10 protein-coding genes and 1 pseudogene are annotated in these 12424 nt (G+C 71.2%); 7 read left to right on the top strand and 4 right to left on the bottom strand.

Features of this window, described 5'->3' with window-relative positions; genetic code table 11:
• The 3 genes and pseudogenes from ADK55_RS39535 to ADK55_RS04555 all read left to right on the top strand — a co-directional run.
• Positions 1-252 (top strand): annotated as a pseudogene (locus ADK55_RS39535) (hypothetical protein); the annotation flags it as partial.
• A gap of 634 nt (positions 253-886) precedes the next feature.
• A complete protein-coding gene (locus tag ADK55_RS04560) occupies positions 887-1165 on the top strand; it encodes a hypothetical protein (RefSeq protein WP_053676153.1) in 279 nt (92 codons plus the stop codon).
• Between the two features lie 405 nt (positions 1166-1570).
• Entirely contained in the window at positions 1571-2302 is a 732-nt protein-coding gene (locus ADK55_RS04555) for a VOC family protein (protein ID WP_053676152.1), read from the top strand.
• A gap of 211 nt (positions 2303-2513) precedes the next feature.
• Here ADK55_RS04555 and ADK55_RS04550 read toward each other — a convergent pair whose 3' ends face one another.
• On the bottom strand, positions 2514-3383 hold the full coding sequence (locus ADK55_RS04550; RefSeq protein ID WP_053676151.1) for a helix-turn-helix transcriptional regulator: 870 nt from the start codon (positions 3381-3383) through the stop codon (positions 2514-2516).
• A gap of 166 nt (positions 3384-3549) precedes the next feature.
• Between ADK55_RS04550 and ADK55_RS04545 the strand changes: the two genes are divergently transcribed.
• Positions 3550-3765 carry a tautomerase family protein gene (locus ADK55_RS04545; protein ID WP_053676150.1) on the top strand — a complete coding sequence of 72 codons (216 nt, stop codon included), beginning with the start codon at positions 3550-3552 and terminating at the stop codon, positions 3763-3765.
• A gap of 74 nt (positions 3766-3839) precedes the next feature.
• On the opposite strand, the gene ADK55_RS04540 is transcribed toward ADK55_RS04545, so the two are convergent.
• On the bottom strand, positions 3840-5048 hold the full coding sequence (locus ADK55_RS04540) for a serine hydrolase domain-containing protein (RefSeq protein ID WP_053676149.1): 1209 nt from the start codon (positions 5046-5048) through the stop codon (positions 3840-3842).
• A gap of 331 nt (positions 5049-5379) precedes the next feature.
• On the opposite strand from ADK55_RS04540, the gene ADK55_RS04535 reads away from it, so the two are divergent.
• Both ADK55_RS04535 and ADK55_RS04530 read left to right on the top strand, forming a co-directional pair.
• The gene (locus ADK55_RS04535) at positions 5380-5637 is read left to right on the top strand and encodes a hypothetical protein (RefSeq protein WP_053676148.1); all 258 of its coding nucleotides are present in this window, start codon (positions 5380-5382) and stop codon (positions 5635-5637) included.
• A 373-nt stretch (positions 5638-6010) separates the two neighbouring features.
• Entirely contained in the window at positions 6011-7867 is a 1857-nt protein-coding gene (locus ADK55_RS04530) for a copper resistance CopC/CopD family protein (RefSeq protein WP_324611167.1), read from the top strand.
• Positions 7868-8155: 288 nt separating this feature from the next.
• Here the strand turns inward: ADK55_RS04530 and ADK55_RS04525 are convergent, their stop codons facing one another.
• Complete coding sequence (locus ADK55_RS04525) at positions 8156-8884, bottom strand: DUF1775 domain-containing protein (protein ID WP_053676146.1); 729 nt, start codon at positions 8882-8884, stop codon at positions 8156-8158.
• Positions 8885-10145: 1261 nt separating this feature from the next.
• Between ADK55_RS04525 and ADK55_RS04515 the strand changes: the two genes are divergently transcribed.
• Positions 10146-10934: an SDR family NAD(P)-dependent oxidoreductase gene (locus ADK55_RS04515; RefSeq protein ID WP_053676144.1), complete on the top strand. Its 789-nt coding sequence runs from the start codon at positions 10146-10148 to the stop codon at positions 10932-10934.
• Positions 10935-11007: 73 nt separating this feature from the next.
• Here ADK55_RS04515 and ADK55_RS04510 read toward each other — a convergent pair whose 3' ends face one another.
• A complete protein-coding gene (locus ADK55_RS04510; RefSeq protein ID WP_053676143.1) occupies positions 11008-12219 on the bottom strand; it encodes a mannosyltransferase family protein in 1212 nt (403 codons plus the stop codon).
• Between the last annotated feature and the right edge of the window lie 205 nt (positions 12220-12424).

Raw genomic sequence — 12424 nt, 5'->3', positions numbered from 1 at the left:
GCGGCATCCGCCCTCCCCGCCGTCGCCGCGCTGGCCTGCTTCCAACAACTGGTCCGCCAGATCACCCTCACACGACCACCCCGCCAGGCCGCCCCACGGCACCGAAACCCCTCCGCCTCCGCGCCCGCGCAACTCAAGCAGACGACCCCGACCGCCGGCCGCAGCTCGGACAGAGTGACGCCCGACTACCACATGGCGGACAACAGAGCCGTCCGCCTGCCTTCCCACAGTCACGGTCAAAGGTTCGGGTAAGGCGCATGACGGCAGTTGACGTGCGGCAATGCCGCTTGCACCGGTCCACGCGATGCATGTGGGCTCGGTCCACGCCCGCCGGTCGTCGCGACAGGCGGCGGTGTAGGCGACGGGGGCAGCGATCACTGTCGTGGCTGCGGCGTGGGAGGCACCGGATTCCTGGACCACCCCTCCGCCGAGCGGAAGGGCACTCCCGCAAGGGGGCTGGGCGTGAATCCGTACCGTCAGTGAAGTCTGGCCGACCGAAGGTGCCAAGCGCGTATCCGGGGGACCCGGGCGGGCGCCACAGCGTGAACGGCACTCTCGGGCGACGTCACAAGAGGGGCGAGCCTCGCATGGGCGGCCACCAGGGGGAGCAGAGGCGGCAACAGCCGGTACCTTCCTGGCCAACCCGGTCCTTCCCACACGTCGGAGGGGTGCTCGCCTGCACCCTTGAAACGAAGATCGAAACCGATAGTCACGGGCCTTCCACAGACTCAGCCCGACGGACCGGCTCCTTCGTCCCGTCCCGTCGCGAACCGGACCTGGACATGGACCCGGCCGCCGGTTGAGAGTGCCTCGCCCCGCCGACGAACCGATGACACAACGCGCTCCGGCGCGTCACCACCCACGCCTACCACGAGAGGTCAGCGCCATGGCGTACGAAATGACCCGCGCCGAACGACTCCAGTACCAGCGGCGCCAGGACGCCGCCTACCAGGCCGGCGAAGACGCCGTCACCAACCTCCGAACGGCGCTCGCGCTCGCGGACATGACCCTTCCCTCCCTCAGCAACGACGGCCCGGTGGCAGGCCACGGCTTCGTCCGGCTCGGAGGATGCAACGCGGCCTTCGCCAACCGGCTCGCCGAGGTCATCACCGCGGGCGCCGACGCTCTGCAACACCAGCGGAGGGAAGCCGACAGCTGTGCCTGATCGGTCTCCCGCGCTGGAGGGGTTCCGTCGAAGCCGCGGCGGCGGCGGAACCGTGCGAAGAATCCTCTCGGACGTCCACCACCTCGTGAACGCACCGGCACCACGGGCGTCCCACGAGGGAGGAGCCCACAACCGGTCTGTCACCAGCCGCCGCACCACCTCCGTCCGTGACGACGAGGACCCTGGCCTGACGTCGACAGAAGGAGTGCTCGATGCCGGTACGACCGATGGTTGGGCCACGGAGCCGACCGTTTCGCCGGAGGAGCGGTCCACCTCACCGATTTCATCCACCGGCCGGGCTACGGTGGAAAGGTCCCATAAGCGATGTGCGGCGGAATGAGGCGGCTGGGAGCTGTGTCCACGTCAAGCCATGAAGTCCTCGGCGCGCCCTGCTGGGTGAGCCTGATGACCCGGGATCTCGAATCCGCGCGGCGGTTCTACAGCGCCGTGCTGGGTTGGACGTTCCGCGACACCCGGCTCGGGGAACGGCTCCTGCTGGCGTTCCGCGACGGCGCTCCGGTCGCCGGTCTCGGGGCCCTCGCCGAGGATCTGTCACTGCCCGCGGCCTGGACGCCGTACTTCGCCGTCGACGACGCCGACGTGAGCGCCTCCCGCGTTCGCGAGCGCGGCGCCACCGTCGCCGTGGGCCCGCTGTCCTTCGGCACGGGCCGCGCCGTCCTTGCCGCCGACCCCTCCGGGGCGGTCTTCGGACTCTGGCAAGGCCGGGTGCTCAAGAACTGGAGAGTGGGTCGCGGCACCGCCCCCGCCTGGCTGGAACTCCGTACGCGCGACGCCTTCGCGTCCGCCATCTTCTACGGGGAGGTGCTGGATTGGGCCGGAGAACCTCCCGGGTCCTGTGTGGTGGCCGCCTACGAACACGACCGCGTGGTCCTGAGGCACGGCAGCGACACTGTCGCACGGATCAGCGGCGGAGCCGTGGGCGAGGACCCCGACCCGAATGTCCGGCCGCGATGGCACATCCACTTCCGGGTGCCCGACCTGGAGGCTGCCGTGGAAGCCGCCACCTCCGCGGGAGGAAGTACCGCCTCCCCCGTGGAAGCCTCCACCGCCGCCCGGTGGGTCACCCTCCGCGACCCGGAGGGCGCGCTCTTCACCGTTCTGGCCCCACGGGAGTGACTCCGCCCCAGGGGGCGGCGCGCAGGATCCGGTCGGCAGCCACGGTACGAGCCGAGTACCCGCGTCGTGCGGGAGGCAGGAAGCAGCAGGAAGCGGACACGCTGTGGTGCTGCTCGTCGCCGCGGCCGTGGTCGCGGCGGTGGCAGCGTGGATCCCGACACGCGCCGGCCGTGAGGGGCCGGGGGCTGTTGCGGGGGCCTGACATCCGCTCTCAGCCCGCGTGGACGCCGCCCTCGGTCGGCGCCATGTCCTGCGTACCGATGACGCCGAGCAGCTCAAGCTGAGCGGCGCCCTCGGTACCGGGCGGGGCCGTGAACCACAGGAGGCGCTGACGGCCGTCCTCGCTGAACAGACTGTGGCAGTCCAACTCGATGACGCCCAGCGTCGGGTGCACGATGCGCTTGTGATCGGTGCGTCGCAGGCCGACGTCGTGGGTGTCCCACAGGGCAGCGAACTCCGCGCTGCGCCGCCGCAGTGCGGCCGTCATCGCGGCGACCTCGGTGTCGCGGCCCCGGCGGGCGGCGACTGCCTGCAGATCGGCGACGAAGACCCGTGAGTGGTGCGAGTGGTCCTCGGTCGGGTACACGGCGCGGGCAGCCGGATCGGTGAACCAACGGTAGGCGAAGCCGGTGGCGGGGCCGCGCGGTTCCGGAGACCGGCCGAGCAGCGCCGCGGCCGGCTCGTTCTGGACGAGGGTCTCGTGCAGGTCGGTGATGACCTGGGCGGGCGTGCCGATCAGCCGGTCCAGGAGCCCGAGCAGGGCGGGCTGGGCCTGCCGCGGGCTCGCTCCGTGTGTCGACGCGGGCAGCGGCCGATCCGCGAGGTGGAACAGGTGGTCGCGCTGATCGCCGCCCAGCCGCAGCGCCCGGGCGAGGGCAGCCAGGGTCTGGGACGAAGGCTGGGCGCCACGTCCGCGTTCCAACTCGGTGTAGTAGTCGGCCGACAGACCCGCCAGTTGCGCGACCTCCTCCCGTCGCAGGCCGGGCACCCGGCGCCTGGGCCCGACGGGCAGGCCGACATCGGCCGGCCGGATCCGATCACGCCGGGACCTGAGGAAAGCCGCAAGCTCGGGAAGGTTCACCCGCTCATCGTCGCCTTCCGGCGGGTTTCGAGCCAGGGGCCGACAACCCCTGGGTGGGCTCAGCCCTGGCCGGAGCGGGTGACTCGGACGGATGGTTGCCCCATCGGGTTCGACCGCCTGCTCGTTGTGAGCAGCTCCGGCGTCCCCCGTACGAAGAGAGAGCACCATGCCGTTCGCGAACTTCAAGGTCCCCGCAGGCACCCTCACCGCCGAGCAGAAGGAGCAGATCGTCACGCGCACCACCGACTTGTACGCCGAGATCTTCGGCGACCGCGCCCGGGCCACCACCCTCGTACTGGTCGAAGAGGTCGCCGATGCCGGATGGGGCGTCGGCGGCGGTGTCCTGACGCTTGCCAAGATCCGGCAGACGCCGCAGGAGTAGCGGCTTGGGACATCTCCGGGCCGGTGGGCTGGAGCGACTGAGGTCTCCGGCGGTCGCCCGTGCCCGGTTGGGCCTCAGCCCTTGGGGTCGGTCGGTTTGTGGCCCGGGTAGACGTGGTCCGGGGCCACGATGGAGGTGACCGCCTCGCCGAAGAGGGTGCTCGGTTCCTGGCCGCCGACCGTGACGTCGGTGTTCAGCTCGATGACCATCGTGGCGTCGGCCTCGGGGAGGTAGACGGTCAGCGTCTCGTACCCGGGGATCGAACCGTTGTGGCCGATCCAGCCCTGGACGTCGAAGATGCCGAGGCCGTAGGAGGCCCCCGGGATGATACCGATGGGCTGGGTCTTGAGGCGTTCGGCCTGGGTCGCGGGCTTCAGCAGGGTGCCCGTGGCAACGGTCTTCGCCCAACTGCGCAGGTCGTGGAGGTTGGAGATCATCGCCCCGGCGGCCCAGGCCCAGGACGGGTCCCAGTCGGTGGAGTTCACGACCTTCCCGGAGAGGCTCTGGTTCGTGTAGCCCTGCGGGTGTGGGTCGGGGAACTGGTTGCCGGTCGGGAAGAGGGTGCCGCCCAGGTTGGCCGGCACGAGCACGTCCTGGTTGATGACCTCGCGCAGCAGGCGACCGGTGATCTTCTCCACGACCTGACCGAGCAGGATCAGGTTGGTGTTGGAGTACTCGAACGTGGCGTTCGGCGCGAAGTTCACCGGATGCTTGAAGGAGTAGGCGAGCAACTCCTTGGGGGTGAAGGGGCGGTTGGGGTTCGTCAGGAACGCCTTGTCGAAGCCCGGGTCCTCGCTGTAGTTGAAGAGGCCGCTGCGCATCCCCGCCAGCTCGCGGAGCGTGATCTTGTCGCCGTTCGGGACACCGTCGATGTACTTGCCGATGGGGTCGTCCAGGCCGATCTTCCCCTGGTCGACTAGCTGGAGCAGGGCGGTGACCGTGAAGGTCTTCGTCTCGCTGCCGATGCGGAAGTTCAGGTCGGCCTTCATCGGGGCGCCGGTCGCCTTGTCGGCCACGCCGAAGGTCTTCACGTAGCTGCCCTTGCCGGGGGCCCACAGGCCCACGACCGCGCCCGGCACCTTGGTCTCGCGCAGGGTCTTCGCGATGGCCGCGTCCAGTTTCGCCTTGACGGCCGGGGTCAGCGCGACGAAGGCGTCGTCCGCGGACGGTGAGGGGGTGGCCGCCCCCCGGGCGGTGGTGGTCGCGCCCAACGGGGCGATGAGGAGGGTGGCGGCTGCGCCGGCCACGCAGGCCCGGCGGAGCCGTATGAAGGTTGGGTTCACCGCACAGCCTCCTGTCGTCCGGGGGAGCCGGAACGGCAATCCCAAGGCTAGGGCCGAGCCGGTCAGGGCGCGCGCCGGGCCGCCGGCCGCCGGCCTCCGCGATCACTGTCGTCCCGGCTGCCGCAGCGGGCGGGGCGGACTCCCGCCAGAGGTGGGCATCGGTCTTGTTCCCGGCCGTCGGCCGGGCGCAGGCGACGGCCGGGCGGGTGTCGGCGCCGGTGTGGTGAACCTGTACTCGGATGGCGGCGGGGCGAGTGGCAGCGGTGGCAGTCCGCCGAGTCGCGCCCGACACTCGTTGGCGGGGACGAACCCGAGTGAAGGGCAGCAGCCGATGCCGCAAGCCGAGGAGGAAGGCGTCACCGCACGCCCGACCGGAACGGTGGATCAGCATCGGAGCAGGACCGGACACCTGCGCGCCGTGATCAGGCAGACCAACCTCCTGCCGGCCTTTCTGGTCCTCACCGCCATGACGGTGGCCCTGTGGCTCATGGGCATGCCGTTTCTGCAGGCCCTGACGATCTCCACCGGCGTGAAGATCGCGGTGGCCCTGCTCGAACTCCGTCGTCTTCCCCACCCTCCCGACAACTGACGCGGCCCCTGCCACAGCGCGCGCCCGGCAGCGGGCCCCGGCACCGAACGGCCCGCGGTGCGGTCGCGCGGCAGGCCCCCGTCATGACCTCGAAGAGCGGATGCACGATACAGGGAAGACGCGCAAGGCAAGCCTTCCGTACCGTGCTTTAGCCGAAGTTGCTCAACCGGCTCACTTCCACGGCCGGCGGCACTAGGGTCCACATCGCGCCATGAGTCCCAGCCCTGCCAGAGCCAGTCGTGTCGCACAAGGGTGGCTCCATGTTCTGGAGCCACCCTGCACGACAGGGTTCGGACGGCGGTGCGCCGATGACGACCGCCACCCCGGAGACCGCTTCTTCATGCACACTGGATCGCCTCCCACGAGAGCCTCATTGACCGTCCTGGCACTGGTCGCCGCCGTACTGGCACTGATCCTGGGCGGGGCGGGCCCGGCCTCCGCCCACGCCGGCCTCAGTGGCGCCGATCCTGCGGACGGAGCCGTCCTCAAGGCAGCGCCGAAGCAGGTCACGCTCACCTTCACCGAGTCGGTCAGCCTCTCCGACGACGCGGTGAGGGTGTTGTCGCCGGACAACGAGCGGGCGAACCCCCGTCCGGCGCAGCAGGTGGACGGCAAGGGGAACACCGCCCGGGTGGAGCTGCCCGGCAAGCTGATCGAGGGTACGTACACGGTCGCGTGGCGGGTCGTCTCGGCCGACGGCCACCCGATCTCGGGCGCGTTCGTCTTCTCCATCGGCAAGCCGTCCGAGACGGCTGCCGTGGTGGTCACCGGTTCACCGGACGACACGGCCGCCGGCCGCCTGTACGGCTTCTTCCGCTACATCGCCTACAGCGGCCTGGCCCTCCTCGTCGGAGCCGTGGCGTTCGTCCTGGTGTGCCTGCCCGGCGCGGGCACGGTTCGCCCGGTGCGCAGGCTGTTGGTGACGGGGTGGGCGGCTCTGGTGGTGTCCGGCGCCGCCCTGTTGCTGCTGCGCGGCCCGTACGAGGCGGCCGGCTCGCTCACGTCGGTGTTCGACCCCTCCCAGCTGGGCCGAACCGTCACCGGGAAGCCCGGGATCGCGCTGATCGCGCGGCTGGCGCTCCTTGCGGTGGGCGTCCTGTTGCTGAAGCGGTTCTCCGGACAACTGGGCCGGCAGGACGAGGACTCGCGGCAGCCAGAGGGCTTCGGTACCGGTGTTCGCGTGATCGGGGCCGCGTTCGCCCTGGGTCTGGCCCTTACCTGGGCCGCCGCCGAGCATGCCTCCGCCGGCATCCAGGTGCCGCTGGCCATTCCCGTCGCGGTGCTGCACCTGCTGGCCATGGGAGTCTGGCTCGGCGGTCTGATCACGCTGCTGATCGTGCTCCGGCGCCGAGCGCCCGACGCCCTCGACGTCCCGGCTTCCGCGATCGGCCGCTTCTCGACGCTCGCTTTCGTCGCGGTCTCCACGCTGGTCGGGACGGGCGTGTACCAGTCCTGGCGGCAGGTCGGCTCCTGGGAGGCGCTGTCCACCACGTCGTACGGCCGGACCCTGATCGTCAAGATCGCCGCCGTGATCCTCGTGCTGTGGGCGGCGTCGTTCTCGCGCCGATGGACGGCTCGCCTCGTTCAGGAGGCGCCATCGGCCGCCGAGACGGTGCCGGAGCCCGAGAGGGTGAAGGTCGCACAGATGGTCGGCGCACCGGCCGGCCCGGAGGCAGCAGGTCCCGGTGACGGGCCCGTTGCCCCTGTCGGTGGTGAGCCGTCCGTCTCCGAGGCCGACGGATTCCGGCGCGGGCTGCGGCGTACGGTCGCCGCCGAGGCCGCCCTCGGTGTCGTGGTCCTGGTGATCACGACTCTGCTCACCGGCACGCAGCCCAGCCGCGCCGCCGACGAGAAGGCGTCGGCGGTCACCGTGCAGGAGCCGCAGGCGAAGGTGCTCATGGTGCCGTTCGACATGGGGACGGCGGGCCACCGCGGCACGGTGCAGGTCACGCTGGCGCCGGGCCGGGTGGGCGAGAACACGGTGGAGGCCGTGGTGTACACCGCGGACGGGGGGTTGGCGACCGTTCCCGAACTCCGCCTCACCCTCAACCAGGACGACCTGGACATCGGGCCGCTCGACGCGAAGCTCAAGAATCAGAAGGGGTACTGGGCCGCCTACGACCTGCGACTGCCCGTGCCCGGGGTGTGGACCCTGAACCTCACGGTGCGCACCACCGACATCGACCAGGTCACCGTGCGCGAGACCGTGGACATCACGACGTCCCCGTAGTGCGGTGTCTGTCCCAGGGTTCTGGGATCCCGGGAGGTGTGGCCGAGTCATCGGGCACGCGTTCTCGGGCGGCATGAGCCGGCGCGGTGGTCGTGGCACCGGTTCTCGGTCAAGGTCCGGCTCGGGGCGCCCCGAGCCGACGGACCGGTGCGACGACCGGTCCTCCCGAACGCGGTGTCAGAGCGACCCACGAGGGGGACTGCACGACCGGTCTCCGTACCCACGTTGTGCCGACTCGCGGCAGGGGCGGCGCACGGCGCAGGCCGTGCGCCGCCCCTGCGGCCTGTGTCAGGCTCGGCTGCGGCGCAGCCACCAGAAGGTGCCGACACCGGCGATCAGTACGACGGCGGCGATCACGCCGACGATGAGTGCGACGCTGCTGCCCGTATCCTCCTCACTCGTCGCCTGCGCGCTCGCGGCCGCCACGGGAGCGGAGGGGGCCGCCGGTGACGGCTTGAGCGACGGGGCGGCGCTGGGGGTCGGCGAGGCCGACGGGCCGGGGGCGATCGGCTTGGCCCCGGGGGCCGCCGCCTTCAGCTCCAGCCGGGGGGCCGGATTGTCGACCTTCTCACCATTGGTGGGCACCTCGATCCAACGGGCGATCTTTCCGTCCCCGTAGGTCTCGAGTGTTTTGAACGCGAGGGACTTCTCGTCGGGCAACTGGCGCACCGTGATGCTGTACTCGGCATCCGTGCCGGTGGCCAGGGCGGCACCGCCGATCGCGTACCCGTCGGGAGTGGCCGTCAGCTTCCACTCTTTGGGGGCTTCCTTCAGCGTCACGGCGTCCGGGCTGATGCCCTTCGGGAGGACGACCCGCAACTCCGCGATTCCCGCGGTGTCCGACTCCGCCTCGGAGGTGAAGGACAACGTGACGTTCTCGGCGAGGGCACGCGGGTCGGAGGCCGTGACCTCGGCGTGCGCGGCGGCGGGCCCGGCGGCCGCGCCCACGACGATCAACGCGCCGACGGCCGCGATACCCAGTCTGCGGAGCTGAGCGCGGGTGTGTGATGTGTTCACGATGGAGAGCCCTCTCGGTGCGCGAAGCGGGCGTCACCGTGCAGGTGCACTGCCCGCCAGGATGGGGGGAACGTTTCCCGCACACCCGGCAGGAGGGCCTCGACGTACCAGCGCATGACAGAGCATCGCCGTCACCGTCGGCTGGAGGGCAAGCCCGTTGAGGGATGCGGGTACCGTCCGCAGGCAGGGCCGTACCCATGGTCGACGGTGGAGACCGAAGGCCGCGGCGGCGGCCGCGACTGCCGAGTGGGCCCATCGGTTCACCGTCTCCGGCAGGCGACTGAGCGCCTGGTCCGCGTGGTACATGAGCAAGGCCATCACCCACGCGGCCACGCAATGGGCCGCCGCCATCCCCCACGTGCCGTGGTGCGCCGCGTGCACCGTCTCCGTCAGGCCGTCGTGGGCTTCGGGGTGAGCGCGGGGTGCCGCCTGGGGCACCGAAAGCCCCTGATGCAGGAGCAGTTGAGCGGCGTCGGTGGCCGCCACCACCTGCCACCAAGGCCGGGGCCGCCGGACCTCAAGCCAAGAGAGGGCGAAGACGAGCGACGCCCCGACCGACGCGCGCTGCCAGGACACCCACCCCTCCGAGGCCAGTTGATGGGCCACGACGGCCAGAGCCGAGCTGAGCAGGGTGAACACGGCAGCCCGCAGGCACCGTCCGCTTCGCCACACGGGCGGTGGACTGGAACGCATCCCTGTACGAGCTCCGATCATGTCGGGCCCATCATCTGCCGCAGGGGCCGCCATCAGGCCGCAACTGTCAATTGTGGAGCAGTTTTCCGAGCCTGCCGAGAACGCTCGTCTTGTGCGGGTGCGGTCGGAAGTGCTGGCGTCCGCACCGAACGAACGGGCCGGCCACCATCCCGGGCTCCGTCCCGGCCCGGGACGGCAAGGCGCAGGCCGTGATGTCAGTGCGTCCCGGCACGGCGACCGCGTCCGCCAGGTGCCGTCTCAGCGGGCCGGCAGGTCTGCTGCGAAACCTTCCGAAACCTCACTGGGAAGGAAAGGCCCCGATGGCGGAACAATTGATGCTCACCCCTTCAGTCGATGGGCAAGTTGCCCGCCGCCCTTTACCCTGACACCGAATCAGCGAGAGGGACAGTCGAGCGACGATCGAGAAGCAGCGCGAACGTCGGAGTCGCCCAGGGCTTGACCCCCGGCGTGGGGCCACCATCCGGTTCGGACCGGCGACCGGGTACCGGCAGGCGGCCCGGCGGGCAGACGGACACAGCCGCCGAGCGGCAGAAGGCAGGTATCCCCCGTGCTCATCGACCTCTCCGGGAAGACCGCGCTGGTCACCGGATCGACCCAGGGCATCGGCGCGGCCATCGCGTCCGGCCTCGCCCACGCCGGGGCACGGGTGGCCGTCAACGGCCGCACCGAGAAGTCCGTCGACGAGGCGGTGCGGCGCATGAGCGCGGGACGCGGCACGCTGATCGCGGCGCCCGGTGACATCTCGACGGACGACGGCGCGCAGGCGGTCTTCGACGCGGTCCCACAGGTCGACGTCCTCGTGAACAACCTCGGGATCTTCGGCTCGATGCCGGCCCTGGAGATCCCGGACGACGAGTGGCGCCGCTACTTCGACATGAATGTCCTGACGGCGATTCGGATGATCCGGCATTACCTGCCGGGGATGACGGAGCGCTCGTGGGGCCGGATCCAGAACATCGCCAGCGACTCGGCGGTGGTGACTCCCGCCGAGATGATCCACTACGGCATGTCCAAGACCGCCCTCCTCGCCGTCTCGCGCGGCTTCGCCAAGGAGGCCGCCGGGACGGGGGTGACCGTCAACTCCGTCATGGCGGGCCCGACGCACACGGGTGGAGTGGAGGACTTCGTCTACGAGTCGGTGGACCGCGATCTGCCCTGGGAAGAGGCACAGCGAGAGTTCATGCGCACGCACCGTCCCCAATCGCTGCTCCAGCGCCTGATCGAGCCCGAGGAGATCGCGAACATGGTGGTCTACCTCAGTTCCCCCTTCGCCTCCGCGACCACCGGCGGGGCGCTGCGCGTGGACGGCGGCTACGTGGACTCGATCCTTCCGTAACCGATCCACAGCGAGGCGCCGCGCGACACCCGCCGCGGGGGCGGGCAGCGGGTCCGCGACCCGAGGGCCGGGGTCAGCCGGCCCAGCGACCGGTCAGGAAGGTGATGGCCACCACCACGCCGAGCGGGGCCACGACATACAGGTACACCGCCTGCACGAGCGGCCGTCGAAGGCTCCACCCGGCCAGGGCGATCCACAGCGGCCACCACAGCAGCGTGGAGCGCGGGATCGAGGTGTACCAGTACGAGGTGCCCAGCGCCCACAGGGTGAGGGCGAGGTAGAGCGCCTCGGGCAGTCGGCGTCGGCGGACCAGCAGGGCCAGCAGGACCACGCCGGCCAGGATCGCCAGCAGTTCCGCCTGCGACATCAGCGCGTACCCGGTGGGTTGCGTGTGGTGGAAGGCGGCCTCCCAGGTGTTCGACCAGGCGTCCCAGGGTGCGTGGAAGTCCCGGTACCAGCCGCGTTCCTGAGCGTGTTTCCACGCCATCCAGTCGCCGGTACGGGCCGACAGGAACCAGCCGTAGAGCACGGGGGTGAGGGCGGGCAGCGCCAGCCAGGGAGCCGAGCGCCAGGCGCTCCGATCGCGGACGGTCAGCACGAAGTGGAGCACGAGCGCGGCGGCCAGGAACAGGCCGGTGACCCGTACCGAGCAGGCCAGACAGGTCAGGGCCGCGGCGGCCGGCCAGTTCCCGCGCTGCGCCGCGAGCCACGCGGGCAAGGCCAGCGCCAGGAACAGGGACTCCGTGTAACCGGCCGCGAGGAACACCGCGCAGGGCGAGAGGAGGAAGAACACCGCCGCACGCCGGCCGCCTTCCAGGTCGCGCAGTTGGCGGCGGGCGATCCGTGCGAGCGCGAGGACGGCGACGCCTCCCGCGACGAAGGAGGTCAGCGCCCCGGCCGCGGCCCAGTGGGGGACGACCACGTGGACGGCGCGCAGGGTGAGGGGGAACCCGGGGAAGAAGGCCTCGCGGTTGTCCCAGCCGACCGTCCACGGGCCGGCGCCGTCCGGGAAGTAGCCGTCCTGGGCTATGTGGAGGTAGTGCCACCAGTCCCACTGCTGCCAGGGGGAAAGCAGCGAGGGCGCCCGCCGGGACTTGCCGTCGGCGGGGAACAGCCAACTCACGGCTCCGGCGGTGATCCAGATCCCGATGCGGGTGAGGACGTAGAGCGACAGCACCTCGCGGTCGGCGGGGCCGAACCGCGGCCGGCGGGGCTTGGGCCGCGGTTCGGCGGGGAAGGGGGGTGCGTGGACGGTGACCGGTCGCGACGGGGTGGAAACGGACATACGGGTACTCCTGAATCGGCTGAGGGCGCGCCGGACCGCCGGCCGAGGCTGCGCGGCCGGTGGGGTGCCGGTGTCCCCGGGCTACCGGGGCGGGTTGGACGGGGTGGGTTGGGCCAGGGTCATCGCGGGGCGGTCGAGGAGGGCGCCCCCGTCGATCCCCCGGTCGGAGGGGGCACGGTCGCGTTGGGCAGCACGGGCTCGGTGG

The sequence above is a fragment of the Streptomyces sp. WM4235 genome (assembly GCF_001279725.1).
Taxonomy (GTDB): Bacteria; Actinomycetota; Actinomycetes; order Streptomycetales; family Streptomycetaceae; genus Streptomyces.
This window is presented reverse-complemented; position numbering and strand designations above follow the sequence as displayed.

Bases quoted from the DNA above. Each gene is read 5' to 3' on its own strand.
- ADK55_RS04555 (WP_053676152.1), top strand. From the start codon at position 1,571: ATGACCCGGGATCTCGAATCCGCGCGGCGGTTCTACAGCGCCGTGCTG.
- ADK55_RS04510 (WP_053676143.1), bottom strand. From the start codon at position 12,219: ATGTCCGTTTCCACCCCGTCGCGACCGGTCACCGTCCACGCACCCCCC.
- ADK55_RS04560 (WP_053676153.1), top strand. From the start codon at position 887: ATGGCGTACGAAATGACCCGCGCCGAACGACTCCAGTACCAGCGGCGC.
- ADK55_RS04535 (WP_053676148.1), top strand. From the start codon at position 5,380: ATGCCGCAAGCCGAGGAGGAAGGCGTCACCGCACGCCCGACCGGAACG.
- ADK55_RS04545 (WP_053676150.1), top strand. From the start codon at position 3,550: ATGCCGTTCGCGAACTTCAAGGTCCCCGCAGGCACCCTCACCGCCGAG.